General features: G+C 48.6%; 19 protein-coding genes. 12 read left to right on the top strand and 7 right to left on the bottom strand.

Annotated elements, in window-relative coordinates:
- The 3 genes from ACTS3T_RS09875 to ACTS3T_RS09885 all read right to left on the bottom strand — a co-directional run.
- The coding region (locus ACTS3T_RS09875; RefSeq protein ID WP_462934930.1) for a hypothetical protein at window positions 1–890 on the bottom strand (890 nt) is incomplete at its 3' end.
- Between the two features lie 619 nt (window positions 891–1,509).
- Window positions 1,510–1,824: a sll1863 family stress response protein gene (locus ACTS3T_RS09880; protein WP_377961708.1), complete on the bottom strand. Its 315-nt coding sequence runs from the start codon at window positions 1,822–1,824 to the stop codon at window positions 1,510–1,512.
- Between the two features lie 185 nt (window positions 1,825–2,009).
- On the bottom strand, window positions 2,010–4,061 hold the full coding sequence (locus tag ACTS3T_RS09885; RefSeq protein ID WP_377961705.1) for an NAD-binding protein: 2,052 nt from the start codon (window positions 4,059–4,061) through the stop codon (window positions 2,010–2,012).
- 139 nt (window positions 4,062–4,200) lie between these two features.
- On the opposite strand from ACTS3T_RS09885, the gene nrtS reads away from it, so the two are divergent.
- From nrtS to ACTS3T_RS09910, 5 genes are all read left to right on the top strand, one after another.
- Entirely contained in the window at window positions 4,201–4,461 is a 261-nt protein-coding gene (gene nrtS, locus ACTS3T_RS09890; protein WP_377961702.1) for a nitrate/nitrite transporter NrtS, read from the top strand.
- Between the two features lie 313 nt (window positions 4,462–4,774).
- Entirely contained in the window at window positions 4,775–5,743 is a 969-nt protein-coding gene (locus ACTS3T_RS09895) for a protochlorophyllide reductase (protein WP_377961698.1), read from the top strand.
- A gap of 149 nt (window positions 5,744–5,892) precedes the next feature.
- Window positions 5,893–7,116, top strand: a complete 1,224-nt coding sequence (gene chrA / locus ACTS3T_RS09900) for a chromate efflux transporter (RefSeq protein WP_377961695.1) — start codon at window positions 5,893–5,895, stop codon at window positions 7,114–7,116.
- A gap of 74 nt (window positions 7,117–7,190) precedes the next feature.
- A complete protein-coding gene (locus ACTS3T_RS09905) occupies window positions 7,191–7,895 on the top strand; it encodes a GntR family transcriptional regulator (RefSeq protein WP_377961692.1) in 705 nt (234 codons plus the stop codon).
- Between the two features lie 383 nt (window positions 7,896–8,278).
- Window positions 8,279–9,370, top strand: a complete 1,092-nt coding sequence (locus tag ACTS3T_RS09910) for a DMT family transporter (RefSeq protein ID WP_462934931.1) — start codon at window positions 8,279–8,281, stop codon at window positions 9,368–9,370.
- A gap of 165 nt (window positions 9,371–9,535) precedes the next feature.
- On the opposite strand, the gene ACTS3T_RS09915 is transcribed toward ACTS3T_RS09910, so the two are convergent.
- From ACTS3T_RS09915 to lepA, 3 genes are all read right to left on the bottom strand, one after another.
- Entirely contained in the window at window positions 9,536–9,775 is a 240-nt protein-coding gene (locus tag ACTS3T_RS09915) for a hypothetical protein (RefSeq protein WP_377961686.1), read from the bottom strand.
- Window positions 9,776–10,095: 320 nt separating this feature from the next.
- On the bottom strand, window positions 10,096–10,338 hold the full coding sequence (locus ACTS3T_RS09920) for a hypothetical protein (RefSeq protein ID WP_377961684.1): 243 nt from the start codon (window positions 10,336–10,338) through the stop codon (window positions 10,096–10,098).
- A gap of 100 nt (window positions 10,339–10,438) precedes the next feature.
- Window positions 10,439–12,241, bottom strand: coding sequence for a translation elongation factor 4 (lepA, locus tag ACTS3T_RS09925; protein ID WP_377961681.1), 1,803 nt, complete (start codon window positions 12,239–12,241; stop codon window positions 10,439–10,441).
- A 349-nt stretch (window positions 12,242–12,590) separates the two neighbouring features.
- On the opposite strand from lepA, the gene ACTS3T_RS09930 reads away from it, so the two are divergent.
- Window positions 12,591–12,842 carry a hypothetical protein gene (locus ACTS3T_RS09930; RefSeq protein ID WP_377961678.1) on the top strand — a complete coding sequence of 84 codons (252 nt, stop codon included), beginning with the start codon at window positions 12,591–12,593 and terminating at the stop codon, window positions 12,840–12,842.
- 265 nt (window positions 12,843–13,107) lie between these two features.
- The gene (locus ACTS3T_RS09935; RefSeq protein ID WP_377961675.1) at window positions 13,108–14,922 is read left to right on the top strand and encodes an ATP-binding protein; all 1,815 of its coding nucleotides are present in this window, start codon (window positions 13,108–13,110) and stop codon (window positions 14,920–14,922) included.
- Here ACTS3T_RS09935 and ACTS3T_RS09940 read toward each other — a convergent pair.
- The gene (locus ACTS3T_RS09940) at window positions 14,912–15,775 is read right to left on the bottom strand and encodes a prephenate/arogenate dehydrogenase (RefSeq protein WP_377961673.1); all 864 of its coding nucleotides are present in this window, start codon (window positions 15,773–15,775) and stop codon (window positions 14,912–14,914) included. The two genes, ACTS3T_RS09935 and ACTS3T_RS09940, sit on opposite strands and share 11 nt — an antisense overlap.
- Before the next feature lie 211 nt (window positions 15,776–15,986).
- Here ACTS3T_RS09940 and ACTS3T_RS09945 point away from each other — a divergent pair, with 211 nt between their 5' ends.
- The 5 genes from ACTS3T_RS09945 to ACTS3T_RS09965 all read left to right on the top strand — a co-directional run bounded on the left by ACTS3T_RS09945 (window position 15,987) and on the right by ACTS3T_RS09965 (window position 21,329).
- Window positions 15,987–17,528, top strand: coding sequence for a pentapeptide repeat-containing protein (locus ACTS3T_RS09945; protein ID WP_377961670.1), 1,542 nt, complete (start codon window positions 15,987–15,989; stop codon window positions 17,526–17,528).
- An 82-nt stretch (window positions 17,529–17,610) separates the two neighbouring features.
- Window positions 17,611–19,197: a helicase C-terminal domain-containing protein gene (locus ACTS3T_RS09950; protein WP_377961667.1), complete on the top strand. Its 1,587-nt coding sequence runs from the start codon at window positions 17,611–17,613 to the stop codon at window positions 19,195–19,197.
- 82 nt (window positions 19,198–19,279) lie between these two features.
- Window positions 19,280–19,495 carry a DUF2839 domain-containing protein gene (locus tag ACTS3T_RS09955; RefSeq protein WP_377961664.1) on the top strand — a complete coding sequence of 72 codons (216 nt, stop codon included), beginning with the start codon at window positions 19,280–19,282 and terminating at the stop codon, window positions 19,493–19,495.
- Between the two features lie 327 nt (window positions 19,496–19,822).
- Window positions 19,823–20,167 carry a DUF1815 family protein gene (locus tag ACTS3T_RS09960; protein WP_377961661.1) on the top strand — a complete coding sequence of 115 codons (345 nt, stop codon included), beginning with the start codon at window positions 19,823–19,825 and terminating at the stop codon, window positions 20,165–20,167.
- Between the two features lie 274 nt (window positions 20,168–20,441).
- Complete coding sequence (locus ACTS3T_RS09965) at window positions 20,442–21,329, top strand: alpha/beta fold hydrolase (protein ID WP_377961659.1); 888 nt, start codon at window positions 20,442–20,444, stop codon at window positions 21,327–21,329.
- Window positions 21,330–21,519 lie beyond the last annotated feature (190 nt).

Genomic DNA, 21,519 nt, shown 5'->3' on the forward strand with positions numbered 1-21,519 from the left:
CCTGCCGTTAAGCCAGTAGACTCCTGATAGTCTCGTTCATAAGCGGCTAGTTTAGTACGTGCAGACTGACCAGCGAGAGTTTCTGATGGAATTTCTCTGAGTAAATCCATGCCTAGCTGCCAAGCATTGAGCGCGGCGGTTTCTTCTTGGGGAGTTGTCGCCGTTTGGTAGCTAGCTTTAGCCTCTTCAACCGCTTGAACGGCCTCTTCTAAACGGGTTTGAGCATTGTTAGCTTGAAAAATTCTGGCTTCCATCCGACCAATTTGCTTACGGGCAGTTTCAAACTCATCAAAGGTAAACTGCCAGGCACAGCTAAACAGAGTGCAGTAGCGTTGGGGATAGTAGCCCAAAAACCAAACTGGTAGGCGATCTAGGTTTTCTTGAGCGGCGGTTACTTTTTCCGCGCCCAGTTCCAAATCTTGGGGACTAGTCGCCTGATTAACCAACTGATCGGCCTGTTCAACCAACGAAATAGCCTGACGATAGCTGTGATCCATTTGCATAAAGCTAGGCAGCAAAACAAGAGGCGCAATACGGGCAACTGGCCAGCGAATCATGGGATAGGGCAAATTCAAAACCCAAACGCCACCCGCTAACGCCGCAGTACCCAACAGCGCAGCACCCACCAGACCTACTTTGCGCTTGGTTTTGCTAGCAGGTTTGTTGGCTTTAGCCGCTTGCTTTAAGACTTTTTCGTTAAAGTTTGGAAAGATGTCGATTAGGGCTTCGCGCATCTCGGCTAGGGTAAGCGGTGGGCCTTCTTGCGTCCTCAACTTGGTCAATCGGCGTAAAACAATATCTTGACGAACTTGTTCTAACGGATTTGCGGCACACAGTCGCCTAACTTCGGCAGATAAGATCTCGTAGGCGCGATCGCTTAGACGCGGCATAACGTTTAACAAAAAGTAAGGGGGAGACTCAATTTTCCTCAGTATTCCCTTCAATAGCGATCGGCTTCATTTCCAAAAAACATCATTTTTTAGTCAAAAAATATTTGTGGCTGTCGTTACCTGCTGTCGTTGCTGAAGGTCTGCCAAATTTCCCGTATTAGGTTTGGTCTACAATCGCTAAACAAATGACCCCAACCGAGATCAGCTAGCTAATCTCGGTTGGGGTCATTTGTGCAGTTGCAGGCGACTTCCAGGTACCCTGGTCATCTCGCTCAAAGTCAGCTTCGCCCTTTTGCAAGCTAGTGTCATAGCTTGAAGACCGTCCACAACTGAAAATCATTGCGAGAAACGTCCTGATTTAGCCCTTCTTCAACGGCTGCTTGAGCTTTGGTGTCTGGCTCAAAAACAGCAGAAACGGGACAAATTTCGCTATTAGTTTGAGCTTATTGGGTCGCTGGCGGGTTAACTGTCGCCATCGGGAAAAACCTCTGTACTATCAAAATGCTGCTTACTCTATCAGCAATTAGGCAAAGCCAAAAGTTGCGAATAAAAAATCCGCAACTAAGCTCATCAAACTTTAACTAGAAAAGCTTTACCTCACTCCGTTAGAGAATTTAGCTTATCCCTTTAGAGAGTTTTCTAACTTCGCTAAAGCCGATTGAAAAGCTAAGCTCAAATCTTGCCATGCTAGTTCAAAGCCACGTTGCATGTCTTCCCAAGCCGCTTCGCTTGCTAGCTGAAGCTCTTCTAGCTTGACCTGAGCCGCATCGCGTTTGATCAATAGTTCTTCTACCTGGCTGTTATATTCAACCGCTACTTCAGCTTTGGCTTTATCGGCTTTTGCCTGATATTCTGCAATTTGGGCGTTAATTCTATCAAGTTCAGCTTTAACTTTGTTCTGATAAGCCTGACGGGTATCCATTGAAGTTTTCATGATTATTCGCTAGATGCTAGATCTTAAAAAGTACGAGAAAAACGAGTTTACGTTTTTTCAGTGGCTTGCTTTAAGCTTCTACTAGCCTTATAGGCTAGAAAATTTACAAGCTTCATTTCATTTTTGATCTAACCAAAGATAGCGAGAGTCTACCTCTATAGAAAGTTCCAATTTGTTTGCATCAATTATTTTTCTGAAGTAGATGCTTGCAACGGCAACATGCGGGCTTGCACTTGTAGCTGCATGAGTTCTCGTACCAGCCGCAACGCCTGATGACGATAGAGAGCTTGCGGAAAAACACCAGGTAGCTGTTCCATAAAGTGGCGGGCTAAGCTGAGGTCACAGCCAGAAACCCGAGCCATTTCAGCCGCGCCGTCAAAGCGGGCATCTTGGTTGATGGCTCCTTCAACCCTAATATGCCATTGCTGTTGAGCCAGTTCTCCCTGCTCGATGCGGCGCAGCCCACGAATAGTGGCTAAAACAATTAAGCGATCGCCCGGTCGCAAGCGAATATCTTCTGAAGGCATCAGGCGCGGTTGGGCGGCAGCTTGCTGGTACAAAATTGGCACAACCCCATAACCGTAGGCCACTTCAGACAACAGTTGGCTGTGCAAAGTATCATCGGCTTCAATTTGGTACTGCGTTACCAAAATCGTCTGACCATACAGGGGAAACAAGCTGATAACATTTTCGCCAAAGGCAGCACCCGCAAAGGCTTCTGCCGAAAGTGCTGAGGTACAAAGCACCTGGGTATACGGAAAAAGCTGGGCAACTTTGTCGGTAAAGCGCTGATCGTAAGTACGAATAATCAGACGGCACTGCGGATTAGTGCGGTAGGCCATCAGCCCAGTTTCCAAATTTTGCACCTCATCGTCGCCAACTGCGATTAAGCTTTTGGCGGTAGCCAAGTTAGCTTTGATTAAAGTTTCGGCTTTGTCACCGCTGACTACGGGTAGCTGCGGTAGCACATGGGCATCTAAATCTTGAGGGGCAACCCCTACAACCTGCTGATTGAGTTCTTGTAACAGCCCCATTACCCGCCGACCGACGCGGCCTAAACCTAAGACAATGACATGCCCCTTTTGGGGTACGGGCGGACGCCGCGTCAAAAATTGAAACTTCAGCGTTAGCAGCTTTTCGGTTAACAACGCATAGAGAACGCCAATAAAAGCAGTACCCGCTAAAGTCAACGCTAAGCTAAAGAGCCGCAACCACCAGGGCAGAGCAACCGACGGGACGAATTCGCTAAAGAGATCACCGTAGCCCCCCAGTAGCAGCACAATCGTGGCATAAAAAGCATCCAGCATCGAAAGAGCCGGGTAGTTGAGCCAGAGCAGCACCGTACCCGCCCCACAAAGCCCAATGATGGTGAGGCTACAAAGAAGCACCACACGACGCACTTGATGACGATAATTTGCTTGCCATATCTGCGTCAGAATCAGTCGCAGATCGCGTCCACTTCGCAGCGATCGCAGCCGCTGCCAGATTGCCTTTTGGAGTTGGCGACCTGATTTTGCCTGACTCAGGGTTGGCGGTCGTTCGGGTTCCGCTTCAATGGTGACAACGGTATCTCCTGCTCGCACCAAGGTGTTGGGCAACCAGGTGTAAAACTGGGCTGAAGGGCTAAAAGGATTAGTAGTTTGGCTAATTTGGGTAGGGCTTAACCCCATCTCGTTAGCGATAAAATGTCTTAAAACGCGGCGGTTACGGTTTTCTAGCTCATACAATCGGCGGCGATCGCGCCAACGATGCTGAGGCGTAATTTTTTGCTTCACCACTTTGAAGCGGTAGCCGTCTAGCCGAAAAAACCCTTTAAGCTGATCGCCAAAGGCGGCTAAGGCAAAAGCTGACGCTGATAGCTGAGTCGGTTCAAAAGCAACAAAGTTATCGAGTTGATGAGCCAAAACCTGATTGAGATTTTGCTGATCAGATCGCACAACCAGCCGAATATAGGGGTTTAGCACTCGGGCTGTCAGAGCTGCTTCAATATTGACCCGCTCACTATCGGTAACTAACAATGCTGCTCGACAACGTTCAACCCCAGCCAGGTTGAGCGTATCAGCGTAACGACAATCCCCTATGAGCAAGTCTTCTAAAAGATCAGGCAGATTGGCTACTTCCCAATGTTCAGCCACCTTCAAATCAATGGCACTGACCTTGACCCCAAATGTCTTGAGATTAGCTACACAGTGCTGTCCCAAGCTACCCAATCCACAAACCAAAAACCAATCAGACACAGATGTCGATTTAGAATCAGACGACTGAAGACGGGTGAAATCAGCGTTCACAAACTCAAGCGTAGACAGATAGGTTTGGCCTATTCTAAACCGGAACTTTCGTAAGCTTGAAAAGCTAACTTGATTTTTAAGAGGTGTTATGGAGGCGATTAAAGGCTATTTGGCCGCCCTGGTTGATCCTCAGTTTGGCAAAAACGGTGTCAAAGTGGCGGCCATTGTCGGCTCAATTTTGCTAGCCATCAATCATGGCCCAGCATTAATGCAAAATCAAATGACTCGCGATCGCTGGCTTTCAGCGCTGGTGACCTATTTAATTCCCTATGGGGTCAATGTGCATGGGCAATATATCAGTCAGCGGCAGACCAAACGGCAACCGCAAGTCACTATCACTGAAGACTGAAGATAGGTTTACCAAACAAGAAGTAAAGCTATGTCTCTAAAACCGACATAAGTTTCTATCGTAGCGATTAGCAATAAATTGTTTTTATTCATTTATCTTTTGACTAATAAACTCGGTTTGTGGTAGGCAGACATTTCTCGATCAATCTCAAACATACGTTCGTAAACATATATTTTCATTCAATAAAATATATTGTCGTTTGATACTTTTCCCAATATTCTAATAACCTTAGGCACCGCAAAAAACAGGCGATCGCTGCTGCGTGGTGCAAATTTTTCAATCTATCTACAGCGCTTAATGTCGTCTTAGCCGCATGGAAGAACAACAGAAACCAACAGTCGTGATTACCGGGGCCTCCTCTGGAGTTGGCCTTTACGCTGCTAAAGCTCTTGCGCACAAGGGCTGGCATGTGGTGATGGCCTGTCGCAACCTAGACAAAACCGAGCAAATGGCTCAGTCGGTGGGCATCCCGCAGGGTAGTTATACGCCCATGCATCTAGACTTAGCTTCTTTAGAAAGTGTGCGAAACTTTGTCAAAACCTTTCGAGAAAGCGGCAAGTCGCTGGATGCTTTGGTCTGTAATGCGGCCGTTTATCTACCTTTGCTTAAAGCGCCTATGCGCAGTCAAGATGGCTATGAGCTGAGCGTTGCTACCAATCATTTAGGGCACTTCTTATTGTGCAACCTGATGCTAGAAGATCTTAAGCATTCAGGTTCTGCTGATCCCAGACTGATTATTCTAGGCACCGTCACGGCTAACCCTAAAGAGCTAGGGGGTAAAATTCCAATTCCAGCCCCGCCAGACTTAGGCAATTTAGAGGGCTTTGCCGCCGGATTTAAAGCCCCAATCGCCATGATCAACGGCAAAAAGTTTAAGTCGGGTAAAGCCTACAAAGACAGCAAACTCTGCAATGTGCTGACGATGCGAGAACTACACCGTCGCTACCACGGCTCAACTGGCATCACCTTTAGTTCTCTTTATCCGGGTTGTGTCGCTGATACGCCACTATTTCGTAACCACTACTCGCTGTTTCGCAAAATTTTCCCCTGGTTCCAAAAAAACATCACGGGAGGTTATGTGTCGCAAGAGCTAGCAGGCGAGCGGGTTGCAGCCGTAGTTGCAGAACCTGACTACAAACAGTCGGGCGTTTACTGGAGCTGGGGCAACCGCCAAAAAGAAGGCCGCAAATCTTTTGACCAAGAGGTTTCCAATGAGGCTTTAGATGAAAACAAAGCAAAGCGGCTTTGGGAATTGAGTGAAAAGCTGGTTGGCTTAGCTTAGAGCGTAATCAAATTGAAGCAATAGGGCTAGGCCAAGCAACCCGCTGCCTAGCCATTTTTGCTAGCTCATAAAAGAGGTGCTACAGAAAACTGACACCGATTCAGAGGCAATAGTAAATTTAAGTTTTTACGGTTACGAAAACCTCGTTTATGAGCAAACCCTTCACTGAACCCGAAACCTCAACGACGTTCAGCCAGCGGCTTGGGGAACTAGCCAAACTATTTCTGAAGCTTGGTATGCTGGGCTTTGGCGGGCCTCAAGCCCACATTGCCATGGAAAATGACGAGGTAGTGGTACGCCGCCACTGGTTGACGCCGGAGCAATTTGCAGAAGGGTTAGCCGTTTGCGAAATGCTGCCGGGGCCAGCCTCTACCCAAATGGGCATTTATATCGGCTATGTCCGAGCAGGCCAAATAGGAGCGGTTGTTGCCGGACTTTGCTTTATCGCCCCTGCTTTTTTGATTGTCGTTGCCTTGTCGTGGGCTTATTTTCGCTTTCAGCGGGTGCCACAGCTAGAAGCTATCTTTTTAGGCATTTCGCCTGTGGTGACGGCGATTATTTTAGCCTTTTGCTGGAAGCTAGGGAAAAAAGCAATCCGTGACTGGAAACGGGCCGCGATCGCGATTGCTGTCTTTGGCGTGACCCTCTTTACTTCTCTCAGCGTCCTGATTCAGTTTGTTTTGGCGGGGTTAGTGGGTCTGTATTGGTTTCGACCTTCAGGCAGGGGGCAGTTTCAGGGGTGGTGGCTGCCGCCGTTGCCGCTCTTGGTAGCCAATCTACCTGCTGAAACCCTCACATTGGGTAGTTTTTGGGGGCTTGAGCGGATAAATGATTTTTTTTGGCCGTTGACGTTGTTTTTTTTGAAAGTGGGCAGCTTCATTTTCGGCGGCGGTTTGGTGATTATTCCACTTCTGGAGTTTGAAGTGGTAGAGCAGCTTCACTGGCTAACCCGCACTGAATTCATTAATGGTGTGGCAATTGGCCAGCTTTCACCAGGGCCAGTGGTGCTAACGGCGGCTTTTGTGGGCTACAAAGTAGCTGGGGTGTTGGGAGCTTTAACGGCTGCTGTGGCTATTTTTGCGCCTTCGTTTGCGTTTATTATGCTGGCAGCACCGCTCCTGCTGCGAATTCGGCAAAATCTCTGGATTCGCGCTTTTTTGCAGGGTGTCACTCCAGCCGTGCTAGGGGCGATCGCCGCCGCTGCTATTCCGCTGGCTCAAGCAGCCCTAGATCAACCAACTGGAGTCGCCTCGTTGGCCGCAGGACTCATTGGCCTCGGTGCTGGCGTGGCGCTTATTCGTTACAAAGTGCCTACCTGGCAACTGGTTCCCTTAGGCGCGATCGCTGGTTGGGCTGTTGGCACAGCGCTTTAGCCACAGTTACCCTACGACGAGTTCGGTTTTTATGTATACAATTTATGCATGCACATCTGCCGAACTGACTGGTTATGCCGTCCTCTCCGTCGCCTAAAGCCACCGAAGATAGGGTTTACACCGAGCTATACGAGGCTATTTGTGAACGGCAGCTATTGCCCGACACCAAGCTAGGCGAAGCTTTACTAGCAGATCACTTTGGTGTTAGTCGCACAATTATTCGGCAGGTGCTCCAGCGACTGGCGGGCGATGGCCTAGTCAGGCAAGAGCCGCATCGGGGGGCTTTTGTTGCCCGCATCACCCTAGCAGAAGCTCGTCAGATTTATGCCGCTTGGCGGTTAGTCGAAGCTACGATTATTCGAGAAGTGACGCCGACCATGACTTCAGCACAGCTTCAAGCGCTGCGAAACCTCATTGCCCAAGAACGGCAGGCTTGTGAACAGGCAGACTACCCTTTGCTGACGCGATTATCCAGTCAGTTTCACATGGCGTTAGCGGCGCTCAGCCAAAACAAATACTTAGGTCAATTTCTGCGGGAACTCATTCCGCTGACGGCGCTAGCTTATTTTTACGACGTGAAGAATATGCCCCTGTGCCGTAAAGACGAACACAGCCAGATCTTAGATTGCATTGAAGCGGGGGAAGCAGAGCAGGCAGTCGCGATCGCCGAGCAGCACCTAGACGGGATTGAAGCCGCCCTCGATGCATCTGCTTCTTTAGATCCCCAAATCAGCTTGGTCGATCGTTTGCGTCTGCGCCAACCTTCGCTTTCCCCCTAGACCCAGTTGACAAAGGCCGACACCCCGTATCAGCCTTTTTAACCTCGGCAAGCTTTTTTATCCCTCTTTTGTCAATCTAGGAAAAATCGACAATTTGCGTTGTTTTGGCCGAAGAAAAATCAAGCTCCGACATCAGTGAGAGAGAAGCAGGTTATGGCTGTAGCCACCAGCGTTGAGACTCTTCAAGGATTGAAAGCTGTTGACAGAACGGCTTGACTTCTGCCTGTAGCTGTACCGTTGGCTTTCAACTACTACCAGCAAACGTTGACAAATCCATTTGCCTAGCCGGAATATTTTTATTACATTAATTGTATACAAAACTTGTATAGAGTGGTTGTATATTTCTCCCGTGCCCTGCCCTTTTCGCTTCAGGAGGTTGGCTTGTGTTTCTTTCCCCCATTTTTTCGTTACGCCGTCTGCTTTATCCAAACCTGCTAGAGGCCAACCCTATAGCCATTTCACCTATGGCGTTTGAACTCGAAAGAGGCAAGCTGCAAGCGGCTTGGCACGGGTTAAGACAGCGGCTGCGCTTCTATTTAGCTGGCATTAGTCTGGCGATCGCACTAGCCAGCATTGCCTGTGCTTCAATTTTTGTGGTGATGGCGGCAGAAACGATGAGTCCAAGCGCGATCGCTTGTAACCGACTGCTTATCGCAGGAACTATCTTTGGGCTTTGGCAACAATGGGCAACCTCCCAAACAGCCCCGGCTCAGCGTTGTGAATTGGTGGGGCAGCAGGCTTTTACGCGCTGGCAGATTGGGGGCTTATTTCTAGCCGCCGGAACCAGCTTTGCTGCTTCTCTAAACTGTGCGGCCTGGTCTTTAACTCAAACCACAGTGGCTAACTCCACGCTGCTTAACAATCTCATGCCATTGTTTACCACCTTAGGAGCCTGGTTACTGTTGAAACAGGCATTTAGTCGGCAATTTTTGCTGGGGCTGGGAGTAGCATTGGCCGGGGTTATCGCCATTGGTGCTCAAGATCTGCAAATCGCCGCCGACCAACTCACAGGCGATGCGGCAGCTCTTCTAGCTGCCATCTTTCTGGCAGTCACCCTGTTAAGTATTGAGCAGTTGCGAATTCAATACACGACTTCAGCCGTTATGACTGGCCTGTCAGCCATTGGAGCCGTACTGTTGCTACCACTAGCGCTGCTGAGTCCTGGTGGTTTGCTCCCTGGCGATATGACCAGTGGATTGGCGGTACTGGCTCTAGCCGGGGTGTCGCAAGTGTTGGGGCATGGATTGTTAACCTACAGCTTGAAATCACTATCTTCTGGATTAGTCTCAGTCTTGATGCTGACCATTCCAGTCATGTCAGCCAGTTTGGCAGCTCTTTTGTTTGATCAACATTTAGGTTGGATTAACAGTCTGGCTTTCTTAGTCGTGCTGGGTGGCATTTATCTGGCCGCTTCCAGTCAGCCCCCCACCCAAGACATTCATTCACCTGCCGCTGCGGATTGCCCTCAACCCTAGCCTGCGCTGGCTGATAGCTAAATTTATACAAAAGCGATCGCCTAGACATTTTCTTTAGCTAAGCGATCGCTCTCATGTTTATTTGGGTCTTGCAGGGATAGACACAGTGGGGGGAGTATGTCTTGATAGCCCCTTTAGGTAACCACCAAACTAAGTCAACAAAATTTAGCGGGCAGGTGCGACTGTAGTGGGGTTTTGTACACAGCGGCACAAATCTTCTAGCAGAGAAGCAACTTGCTGACATGTTACAGCGAGGGGGCTGAGTGCTGTCTGAATTTGGTTCAATTCTTCAGAGGTTAGATAACCATTGTAGGGACTAGACAAGGGAATAGGCACTCTCAACTGGTGGAGTTGAGCCACACTAATGAGCCGATCAATAATCTCTAACGGCAGCACAATAATCAAAACTAAATCCTCCAATGCATTAATTCTTAAGATGGTAACTACGTCTAAAAAGTTTCAGCACTGTTATTTAATCAGTTTGCCCAATCGTTAACATCTATCCTGAGGAAAAGAAAAAAAACCACGGAAGTGTTACATTAACGACCTTAATCTTTTTGTTTGAGTGGTATTTGAGTTTGCTATTGTTGGCGCTGTAAAAACTCAAAGACTCTCGTTTCTATCAGCAAGTAAATTCTTCTAGAATTTCATCAGTCGAGCCTTTTTTCTAACCGCGATCGCTTTGCCCATACGGATTGGCTGATAGCAACCGAAAAGCGCTAAAACTAATCTGCTCTATCCGTCACTAGCAGCCACTTGGGAAGCTGCAACCGCGAGTCAGGCACTACTTCTATACCGGGAATTTCTAGCTGCGTAACCTTGATTTGCAAGTGAATACGAGATCCCCAAGCTTGTTGCCGCACCCAACAGCGATCGCCTTGGCAGTGAACAACCACAAAATCCGGTAAATCCTGGGGTTGCCCTTTGAGGCGGACAAATTTTCCGGGGTGCAGAGTGAGTGCAGGCATGACGCAATCCTCCTAAGACAGCGCAACAGCCACCCCAATAATAGTACTATTGAACTAGAAAAAGTTCAGTAGCCAGTCGTACTTATTGACCTCGTTCTGCCTAAAGTCGCAAAACGGCCATAAAAGCAGACTGCGGCACGTCTACAGTGCCAATAGATTTCAGGCGCTTCTTACCTTCTTTTTGCTTCTGCAAAAGCTTTTTCTTCCGAGAAATGTCGCCGCCGTAGCACTTAGCCAAAACATCTTTACGCAACGCTGGGATGCTTTCACTGGCGACGACTCGGCTGCCAATAGAAGCTTGTAGTGGAATCTTAAACTGATGGCGTGGAATCAGTTCTTTTAGCTTTTCCACCAAGGCTCGACCTACGTAATAGGCTTTGTCTCGATGAACGATGGTCGCTAAAGAATCCACCGGGTCGCCATTGATCAATACATCTAAGCGCACCAAGGCATTGTCGCGATAGCCCACAAGCTGATATTCCATGCTGGCATAGCCGCGCGATCGCGACTTCATTTGATCAAAAAAGTCCGATACCACTTCTGCCAGCGGAATCTCATAAACCAGGGTCGTACGACCTTGGGTTAGATACTGCATGTCTTTGAAATCTCCCCGCCGACTTTGCGCCAACTCCATCAACGGCCCCACAAATTCTTCTGGGGTAATCATTTCAACCTTGACATACGGCTCAGCAATCTTTTCCCGCTCCTGCGGCGGCGGTAGCAGGCTAGGGTTGTCAATTTCAACCACTTCTCCGTTAATTTTGGTGACGCGATAGATCACCGAAGGCGCAGTCGTAATCAAATCTAAGCCATATTCGCGCTCTAGTCGCTCTTGCACAATTTCCATGTGCAGCAGCCCCAAAAAGCCACAACGAAAACCAAAACCCATCGCGCTGGAAGTTTCAGGCTCATACTGCAGCGCGGCATCACTCAGACGCAGCTTGTCTAACGCTTCTCGTAAATCCTCAAACTGATCAGAATCGGTAGGAAACAAGCCGCAGAAAACCATGGGCTTCGCTTCAACATAGCCGGGTAGCGCCTGCTTAGCGGGGGCTTTGACCAGCGTAATCGTATCGCCGACGCGGGCATCTTCTACTGCTTTGATTGCCGCAGAAAAATAGCCTACTTCTCCAGCGTGTAACTCATCAACTGGTTTCTGCGTCGGTGAAAGTACGCCGAGTTCGTCAATCTCATACTCTTTGCCAGAAGCCATCAATCGCACGCGATCGCCCTGGCAGACTCGCCCATCCATCACCCGAAAATAGACAATCACCCCCCGGTAAGAATCGTAGTAACTATCAAAAATCAACGCTCTTAGCGGCTGATCTAACGTTTCTTGCGGCGGCGGTACAAGATAGACAATAGACTCCAGAATTTCTTCAATCCCGACCCCTTCCTTAGCCGAAGCTAAAACTGCGGCACTACAGTCTAAGCCCACAATTTCCTCAATCTCTTGCTTGATGCGATCAGGATCTGCCCCTGGCAAATCAATTTTGTTGAGGACGGGAATAATCTCTAAATCATTTTCTAGCGCCAAATACACATTTGCCAGCGTTTGGGCTTCTACACCCTGCGAAGCGTCAACCACTAGCAGGGCACCCTCACAGGCTGCCAGCGATCGCGAAACTTCATAAGAGAAGTCAACGTGACCCGGTGTATCAATCAGATTCAAAACATATTCGTTGCCATCGCGGGCGGTGTAGTTCATCCGAGCCGCTTGCAGCTTAATGGTGATCCCACGCTCCCGCTCTAGATCCATCGTGTCTAGAAACTGGGCTTTCATATCGCGATCGCTCACTGTACCTGTCTTTTGCAACAGGCGATCGGCTAACGTTGACTTGCCGTGGTCAATGTGAGCAATGATAGAAAAGTTGCGGATGCGGGAGATCGGTACGTCAGTCATGTATTAAGACGCGTTCAACTGAAGTTGCTTAAACTATTGTAATGCTTTGGCTCAAGGCCGCTACAGAGAGTCAGCAAAATGATCTCACCAATTTTCAGCGTTTGAAGCGCTCCGTAACCTAGAACGCAGTTTAGCTTTGAAAACTCCTTTAAGCTGCCCTAGGCGTTATTGGCTGACCTTTTACTCAACAGCACTTCGTAATAAGCTAACTTTTAAGTCTCTCACTAAATTTCCTGAATTTTGCGGCTGTTAGTTATAGGCTGACAGCTGCCCACTTATGAGCCATCTATATCTGCTTAGTCATATCTGCAATAGAGTTGAATAGAGTTGAAGGGAGAGTAGCCGTTTCATGACCGAACAGAGCGAACCAAACACCGGGGACATTGCCGCTAGAGAATCCGAAGCCGACAAAGTCGAAATCGCCATTCAGCTAGATGCCGACCTGCTTGATCAAATTAACCATCTCACAAGTAATCCCAGTAAAGTGATTGAAGTGGCCGTACGACAATGGTTACGCGGGGGTGCTCGCCGAGATGACGATTTAGCCCGCACCCTGCCCCGCACCCCCCCAGTGCCACCGCGCGGCGAATGGAACGACTAAAATTTAAGAGCGTCTCCAAGAGTTGCAAGAACCGCAACTCTTGGCAAGTCGTCCTAGCTTCAGGAAGTTTCACTTCAAGTTATGAAGTTATGCTTAGTAGCTTAGTTAAAAGGCAGGGCATTGTAAGGTTAGGCAAAGCCCTAACTGCCTGAGCTTGTTGCTGCTCGCTGGGCTGCTGATTTAGGGTGCATGCACTATCTCTCTACCAGATATGCCTGCTATTGATCATCAGCTCGGTTAGCAAACTCTCCGAACTGCCTAGTCTATGTCTGCCAACTCAGCGTCTTCTAAACTGCAATCGCCTGTTAATTCAGTCATCGATTTAGCTCTCTTGTCGAGAACTACCGCCCTCGTAATGGTGCATGACAATGCAGGCACGTTGCTTTCCTTTCAATGGCCAGAGGCAATTCGTTACGGATTTAATCCGCTTCTGGCAATTGGCAAACCGCTAGAAGCTATTTTTGATCCCCCTTCGCTGACAACTTACCAAGAAGCTCTCAATTTTGTATTTGAGCAGCAGTGCGCTAAACACATTTCAGTGCCACTGCAGTTAGGCCAATACACGCTGGCGTTTGATTTTTGTCTAAGCCCGGTTGTAGTCCCCAGCGCCTTACCGCAACAGGTAGTTAGTATTGGGGCTTTGGTCAAGCAGTCAGTCGAAAACCAGCCTCAAAACGGCTTAGATAGCCTTGCCCTGTCGCCCGCCTGCGCCGCCACAGAAAATTACTATGCTCAGCTCAACCGCATTGCCTGGAATATTCGCCGCACGCTGGATTTAGAGACTATTTGGCAGCAAACGGTAGATGGCTTGGGGGCGATGTTGTCTATTGACAACTGTTTGATTTGCTCTTTCCAAGAAGATTACGACCAAATAAAGGTCGAGGCCGAATATGCTAAGTACGACTCGCCTTGTTGTTTACATCAGGTCTTTGGCTTAGAGCAGGTTCCCTATCTGCAAAAAGCCCTGCGATGTCTCCATCCAGTTTTAGAAGAGTCAGGACTTTTACTGCCGCCCCATAGACAGATGCGGGGGATCGTTTTAGCGATCGCCACTTGCTATCAAGATCAGCCTAACGGTCTTATTCTTTTATTTCGGCAACAGCCCCACCAATGGACCTCCCTAGAAGTCGAATCCATTAGTGAACTTGCCGATCAAGTTGGAACCGCGATCGCCCATGCCTCTCTTTTCAGCGAAAGCCATTCCTTGGCGGTTGAGCTACAGCGCGTTAACGAAGACTTACTCGAAAAACATCACGAACTAGAAGAGGCCCGCAGTCAGGCTGAAGAAGCCCGTCAACAAGCCGAAGAGATTTCTCGGCTAAAGAGTGAGTTTTTGGCCAATACTTCTCACGAACTGCGCACACCCCTCAACGGCATGATTGGTTTTCTCAAACTAGTGCTTGATGGCATGGCTGACGACCCAGCCGAGCAAGAAGAGTTCGTCAGAGAAGCTCACAATTCAGCTCTGCACTTACTCAACTTGATCAACGATGTGCTAGACATTGCCAAAATTGAAGCCGGAAAAATGCAGCTCGACATGGCTCCAGTCAACCTGAGAGAGCTATTCCAGAATGTCGATAATTTTACCCGTCACCTAGCAGAACAAAAAGGTCTGCACTACGAAATCTTAATGCCAGAAACGCGGGACGAAATTGTGCTTAATGGCAACTATCAGCGCTTGTTGCAAGTCATGCTCAACGTTGTCGGCAATGCCATTAAGTTTACCCACGAAGGGTATATTCGCGTTAGCGCTGAGGTCAAGCGCCAAAAAGTTAAGTTTCAAAATCAAGAATGGCCCGGTACGGTAAAAATCAGCGTCGCCGATACCGGAATTGGCGTTTCATTAGAAAAGCAAGATCGACTGTTTCAGACCTTTAGCCAGGTAGATGGTGAGCGCACCCGCCAATATGGCGGCACAGGTTTGGGACTCGCTATTTCCCAAAAACTTGTTGAAGCCATGGGCGGCGTCGTGCAATTCATCAGCATGGGCGAAGGACTTGGCTCGACAGTGACTTTCACAGCTCTGCTTTACCAAGAGCCTGTCGTAGTTTCGCCAGAACCCATTGCGCCTATTCAGTAAATGGCTCTGGCAAACTATCGACAAACTGGGGACGAGCCTGCTGGCTTTGTTGCAATCGTTGCTCCAGAACCGTCCAGTTTTGAGTGGCAATGTGGTCAATCATTTGATCAAGATGATGGCGATAAGCTTGCAAAGACTTTAGCAGTGCTGCTTGGTTGTACTGAGCCATCATCAACCCTAATTCTGGATTGCCCCCACCAACCCGGCTGGTATCGCGAAATCCTGAGCTAGCGAGCTGCTGGGCAAGCTGCTGTACGCTTGCCTCAGGTTCACTCAGGCAAGCCTGAATTAGAGCAGCGCTCACCATCACTGGCAAGTGAGAAATCCAAGCAACAGCCCGGTCATGACTTTCAGGCGTACAGCGATAAAGCGCACAGCCTAGAGATCTAGCTACCTCGGCAACCAACTCAGTGGCCTCATGGGGTGTTGATTCAACCGGTGTCAGCACATATGGACGCTGGTTAAACAAACCCACCTCAGCGGCCTCAATTCCAGCTTCAGCCTTACCAGCCATAGGGTGCCCACCCACAAAGTTAGGCCAGTAGTGGCTAGCCAATGTAACCAACTGCGCTTTTACCGAACCCACATCGGTAATGACGGTTGCAGTGGGTAAAAACGTGGCTAGCTGTTGCACCGTAGGCACAATGGCAGCTATCGGCGTACAGACAAAAATCAACTGCGTAGTCGCGATCGCCTCTAGTGAAGTCGCGACCTTATCAGCAACTCCTTGGCGCAAAGCCAGATCGCCTGTTTCTGCCCGACGACTAACCCCAATCACGGTATGACCACGCTGACGCAAATCCAGCCCTAGCGACCCACCAATTAAACCCAAACCCACAATTCCAATCTTCATAAGCAAATTGATTCACAGGGACGAAAAGGGCATGCTAAATGGCAGAGCCACTTCGATTGCAGACTGCCCACACAGACGGGGGTGTAGAAGTACAGGAACCCTATCATATCTAGATGAAAGGACTCTTTGAAAACCCCCAAGGCAATTGGCCAAACTGCATTCTGGGCTGACTCAACCTTATGCTCTACCGTTATTTAAAATTGCAAGCTCCATGATGAATGCTGAGGAACTGCTAGAAAAGTATGCTACAGGCATGCGCGATTTCGAAGGGATTCACCTGAGTGAAACTCACCTAGTGGGCGCTACCCTCACAGGCATTAATTTGAAAAGTGCCAAGCTAAACGTTGCCAATTTGAGCAGCGTCAATCTGAGTCACAGCGATTTGAGCTATGCCAAGCTAAACGTCACTCGCCTGAGTGGTGCCAATCTCAGTCAGGCAAAGTTACATAAGGCAAACCTCAATGTTACAAACTTGATCAGAGCTATTCTGGTTGGGGCTGACCTCAGCGGCGTTTCTATGATTCGGGCAGAATTGCTGCGGGCCGAGCTGAGTAACGCCAACCTTCAGGGGGCTAACTTAAGCGAATCTGACCTCAGAGAAGTTCGGCTACGCTGGGCTAATCTCATGCAGGCCAACTTAGGTAGATCCGACTTACGCAACAGCATCCTAACAGCCGCTATTCTCAAAGAAGCCGATCTACACGCTGCGAATCTCAGTCGGGCTGACTTAAGCGGTACGGTTTTGGTCGGTGCCGAACTGAGACACGCCAATCTGCGTTCGGCCAAGCTAGTGGGTGCCAACCTTAGAGGGGCTAATCTTCGTTGGGCGGATCTGAGCGGCGCTGATCTGCGAGAAGCCGATCTCACCGATGCCAAACTCAGCGGAGCCAACCTCACAGGCGCAAACTTGGCAGGAGCCGATCTATACAATACCAGTCTGGTGCATGCGGATCTGAGTCAGGCCAACTTAATTGCAGCAACTTGTGTCAGTTCTAACTTGACGGGTGCCACCTTAACTGGCAGTAAGCTCTATGCAACCGTTTGCTCAGAACTTAGAACAACGGAACTAACCTGTGACTGGATTGATCTCAGCACAACGGGCGATCGCAGCCAGCTACACCATTTTCAGAAACCAAGTGAAATTGAGTTTTTTTTCAACCGTGTGCCGCCTCAAGTCATCATCAACGTCGATGCTCCGCTCACCCAAGCCGCTCACCTGAGTTTAGCTAAAGCCTACGCGACCATCTCTCAGCACTTTCATCCGCTTAAGCAACCTCCTAGCATTCTCATTCGCGGACGCAAAACTACCCTGACTTTTCAGCTACAGCAAAATGATGATCTTTTCATCATTGCTTATCTGGCAAGCTTACCCTTTCAAGATTACAAGCCAGTCGAAAAGACCTTATCCCACTTAATTCAAGCGGTTGAACGGGAGCTAACCTCCACCAGCCTGTCGCTTAAAACTTATCTGATGGGGTTGGGGCGTCGGCTAACCCATCTGGTGCACCAAGCCAATAACCTGGAGCTTACCCTCTCAGAGCATCCTTTTGGCGAAATTCCTATCCAGCTTTGTTTGGTCAATTCTAATCATCATTGGCTGGAGATTTATCAAAATCCCCGCTTTGGCATTCGAGGCCCGCAGCAAGATGAAATGGGATTTACCATTCATCCCCGTCAAGATCTTGTGCCTGAACTTTCAGCCGTCGCAGAATTCATTCGGGGGATGCACCAATCGCTGCCCCTGTGTGGCTAACACTTTGCTGGGTAGATAGCCAAGGGCGTCTCTCTCACCTACCGACGATTCCATTACCTGCCCAACAGGCGCTTGTGCCACAATGGAGTTCATTGTGCCGTCTAGTGCCACTACATCCGTGATTGAAGCAGAGGTTCACCAACGGCTTAGAGCCTTCCTAAAAGAACAAGGCGAGCCTTACTGGCCCCATCACCTAACGATGGCGCGGCTAGTGGCGAGGGCTTTCCGGCTAGGACGCAGTGCCTTGATCCAGGCAGGCAGTTCATCGGCCTATCATGGGCGACATCGTCTCAGCTATCTAATGCCCAGCTTGCTATGGTCTGGTGCGGCTATTTTAGTTCTGCCTGAAGCGATTCAGCAACGCATTTTGATGGTTGAAATTCCGCGTCTGCGGCAGTGGATGCCAGCAACTAAGTCAATTCAAGTGGGCGATCGCTGGCCCCACGAGCACTATCGCGGCTTGTTAATTACGTCACCTGAGGCTTGGCTAAGCGATCGCCTGGGGACTCAAACTCGCTTTCCCAAGCAAGTACCCACTCTAATTGACGGTGCCGATGATTTGGAAACCTGGGTGCGGCAACAACTCACCGTTAATCTTGCTAGCGCCGACTGGGATGGTTTAATGCTGGCCTATCCCGACTGTCAAGACATTATCCGAGATATTCGCGTACAGCTAACCTGCGCGGTTTTTCGCCACCCAGAAAACCCTTACAACTGCTATCTACTCGATGAGCTTGAACAGCAGGCGCTCAGTAGACTTTATCAAGCCTTAGAGGAATCGATCGCCGCGACAGATCCCCTGCCCGTTTCAATGCCAACCTGCTGGCAGAGGTTCTGGCACCAATATTGGCAACCCCATCGGCTAATTTGGACGACCGTAAATCGCCAGCAAGGCCAGTTTTGGCTCCACTGTGGGCCAGCCGAAATCAGCTCAACCCTGGCCAAGGTTTGGCTACAACAGCCTGTCGTTTTGATTGGGGCGGCCCTCGATCTCGAAACCCAGGCTTCTACCTATCGACAACGTTTGGGGCTAGCAGATCTAACCTGCTTGAAATTTTCCCTCGATCGCCAGCAGGAACTTATTCAGCTCTACCTCCCTGACCGATTGCCACTACCCAATACCCGCGAGTTCCAAAGCGCCCTACTTCAGGAGATCCGTTTGCTTTTGGCTCATACGGCTGTTAGCTCAGGCTTAACGGTTATCCTGGTGAGCGACATGCCCTTACACCATCAGCTAGGGACTCATTTAGCTGCTGAATTTGGCTCTAGAGTGCAGGTAGAAAAAACCTGCCTAGAAGACAATGGCATTTTAGTAACCAGTTGGCAATTTTGGCGTACCCATCAACACCTTTTACCTGCCCCTCAGCTATTGGTTATTACGACCCTACCCATTCCGTCTTTAGAAAATCCGGCAGTTGCCAATCGAGTAGCTTTTTATAAGCAACAGCGTCAAGACTGGTTTAGGCTCTACCTGCTGCCAGAAGCCCTCTCTGAGCTGCAACGGGCGATCGCTCCAGTACGAGAACGACAAGGCATTGTTGCCCTTCTAGATAATCGCGTAAACCATCGTAGCTATGGCCAGCAGGTCATAGCAGCCTTAAGTCCAGCAGCTCGCACTAATTATATTGACGTTAGCTGGTTGAATAACAACTGCGGCATCCTAGACTAGTATTTGAAGCTCGTAAGTTTTCTAGGCTTACTTTTTACCCAAACAACAGCAGATTCAGACACATCAAGCAGGTCATTAAATTATGGGAGAAGCCAAACGACGGCAGGAAAAGCTAGGAGAACAATACGGTCAAGAGAAAAACATTTTACCTTGGCTACCCATTCGTAAAAGCCAAGCTGACCAATTTGTTCAATGGACGACTCGAGGCGCTTGGGTTGGCATTGGAGCCATGATTGCGCTCTGGCTAGTCATTCGTTTTATCGGTCCAGGCTTCGGCTGGTGGGAAATTGTCAATTAAAATATGAGGTTTTCTATCAGCTTTTTGAAGTCTATCTATAGCCTCAAGTCAAAATGCTGATTTCTAAGCTAAAACTAGGTAGAAGTTGATGGCCACAGATAACTAAGCGCCAGCTTAATTGTCACGCTAGATACCGACCTAGTTAGCCAACGAACTTACCCTAGAGCAGAAGCTTTTACTAAAACCTTTACTAAAAGCCACCTGTTCAACATTTAAGTAGCCCCTTTACCCAGCGTATGATGGAAGAAGTAAGCAGAGTAAGCCAAATAATTAAGAAAAAATTAAGTTAGGGCTTACAATAGTGTGTGGTGATCCAGGAGGACAAGCATGTTCATTCGACTTGCGGAGCAGCATCGCCAGCTGGTTCAAGACCTTGTTATGAACCTACAAGCTTTAGCGATCGTGCTAGAGAATCAGGGGTATCTAGCGTCTTGCTATACCTGTGGGGGGCAAATGAACAGTGCTTCCTTCATGGTTAGTCTAGGTGACAACCATCTCATTCGTTTCTTAGTTTCGGATTATGGCATCACTTGGACAGAGATGCGGGATGACCGAGAACTGATGAAGTTAGAAGGTGCAGAGGCCATCAGCCAGTTGCAGGAACTCGCTAACCTGGTTAAATTTCAGATCAACCCTTCTGACTACCGACTAGCAACGCTTCAGCAAGCATAAGCAGATCAATTGGCTAAAGCAATGTTCCCCGATGGTATAAGTCGCTGCATTGGCTAGTATCAGTTGAAAAGCTTCTTTTTGTCACTTAGCACTCGGCGAGTGTAGACGCTTTCATTGGCCATAGACTGGCTAAAAGTAGTAACATAGAATACATTGGGTACTCAAGGTTCGCTGTCTAGGCGAGCTATATTTGTTTTTTGTATTACTTTTTCTCCGTTAGCTAGCTTTTACCTCAAGAGTCCTTAAAGGCTTGTTACAAAGTGGCAAAAATTTTATGACTTATGCAACCACCATCCAGCCGGGATGGCAGCATCAATTTGTGAAAACCAACCAGGTTCGCCTCCATTGCGTCACTCAGGGGGAGGGTGAACTGGTTGTTCTGCTACACGGTTTTCTAGAGTTTTGGTATTCTTGGCGACACCAAATTCCAGCTTTAGCTAAGCAGTTTCGAGTGGTTGTGCCCGATTTAAGAGGATACAACGATTCTGATAAACCTAATGGTGGGTACGATCTCGATACTTTAGCCCAAGACATTTATGGTCTGATTCAAGAACTGGGCTACAGTCAGGCTCATGTTGTAGGCCACGATTGGGGTGGCGCTATTGCTTGGCACTTTGCCCATCGATTTCCTCATGCACTCAACCGTTTAGCTGTTTTGGGCGCACCTCATCCTGAGCAGTTTCGCCAAGCGGTCATCAGTAACTTTGATCAGCTAAAGCGTAGCTGGTATCTTTTAGCTTTGCAGGTGCCAGCTTTGCCTGAATGGTTAATTCAGCAGAATTTGAGCAATTTTCTAGCCAACGTTTTTCAACGACAGGCCGTTCGAAAAGGCGCGTTTTCTTCTAACGATACCGAAATGTATCGAGCTGCTTTGCAAAAGCCCGGTGCTTTGACAGCAGCGATGAGCTACTATCGTCAGTTTTTCGCTCCTCAATCCTGGTTGAAGCTTTGGAACAAATCGCCCCTACCTATCACTTCACCTACACTCATTTTGTGGGGAGAAGAAGATACTTTACTCAGTCATTCTCTATTAGAGGGAATGGGAAAATGGGTTGTCGCTCCGCTGCAGCTTAAGCAGGTTCCTCATTGCGGCCACTGGATTCAACAAGAAGTGCCTAGCACTGTCAGTCGGGAGTTAACCAGTTTTTTGTGCGCTGGTTAAAGTGAGTGGGTATACTGCTCAATATTAATCACGCTTTCAACTGACGGTTAATTAGCAAGGTCTGCGTTGAATTTTTAGACCGCAATCAGGCAAAAGCATTTTTACTCAACTTTGCTTTTGCTCAAAAACTCTTTTAGTTTAAAGAAAATATTGCTAAGGGTGCTGACCTAGGCTGAAAACTCGTCAGACG

Origin of the sequence: Almyronema sp., from assembly GCF_052168255.1 — a bacterium.
Taxonomy (GTDB): Bacteria; Cyanobacteriota; Cyanobacteriia; order Phormidesmidales; family Phormidesmidaceae; genus Sphaerothrix; species Sphaerothrix epifaneia.

Excerpts from the sequence above, each read along its gene's own strand:
- ACTS3T_RS09880 (WP_377961708.1), bottom strand. The coding sequence starts at position 1,824 with ATGAAAACTTCAATGGATACCCGTCAGGCTTATCAGAACAAAGTTAAA.
- nrtS (WP_377961702.1), top strand. The coding sequence starts at position 4,201 with ATGGAGGCGATTAAAGGCTATTTGGCCGCCCTGGTTGATCCTCAGTTT.
- ACTS3T_RS09895 (WP_377961698.1), top strand. The coding sequence starts at position 4,775 with ATGGAAGAACAACAGAAACCAACAGTCGTGATTACCGGGGCCTCCTCT.
- chrA (WP_377961695.1), top strand. The coding sequence starts at position 5,893 with ATGAGCAAACCCTTCACTGAACCCGAAACCTCAACGACGTTCAGCCAG.
- ACTS3T_RS09905 (WP_377961692.1), top strand. The coding sequence starts at position 7,191 with ATGCCGTCCTCTCCGTCGCCTAAAGCCACCGAAGATAGGGTTTACACC.
- ACTS3T_RS09920 (WP_377961684.1), bottom strand. The coding sequence starts at position 10,338 with ATGCCTGCACTCACTCTGCACCCCGGAAAATTTGTCCGCCTCAAAGGG.
- lepA (WP_377961681.1), bottom strand. The coding sequence starts at position 12,241 with ATGACTGACGTACCGATCTCCCGCATCCGCAACTTTTCTATCATTGCT.
- ACTS3T_RS09930 (WP_377961678.1), top strand. The coding sequence starts at position 12,591 with ATGACCGAACAGAGCGAACCAAACACCGGGGACATTGCCGCTAGAGAA.
- ACTS3T_RS09935 (WP_377961675.1), top strand. The coding sequence starts at position 13,108 with ATGTCTGCCAACTCAGCGTCTTCTAAACTGCAATCGCCTGTTAATTCA.
- ACTS3T_RS09940 (WP_377961673.1), bottom strand. The coding sequence starts at position 15,775 with ATGAAGATTGGAATTGTGGGTTTGGGTTTAATTGGTGGGTCGCTAGGG.
- ACTS3T_RS09945 (WP_377961670.1), top strand. The coding sequence starts at position 15,987 with ATGATGAATGCTGAGGAACTGCTAGAAAAGTATGCTACAGGCATGCGC.
- ACTS3T_RS09950 (WP_377961667.1), top strand. The coding sequence starts at position 17,611 with ATGGAGTTCATTGTGCCGTCTAGTGCCACTACATCCGTGATTGAAGCA.
- ACTS3T_RS09955 (WP_377961664.1), top strand. The coding sequence starts at position 19,280 with ATGGGAGAAGCCAAACGACGGCAGGAAAAGCTAGGAGAACAATACGGT.
- ACTS3T_RS09960 (WP_377961661.1), top strand. The coding sequence starts at position 19,823 with ATGTTCATTCGACTTGCGGAGCAGCATCGCCAGCTGGTTCAAGACCTT.
- ACTS3T_RS09965 (WP_377961659.1), top strand. The coding sequence starts at position 20,442 with ATGACTTATGCAACCACCATCCAGCCGGGATGGCAGCATCAATTTGTG.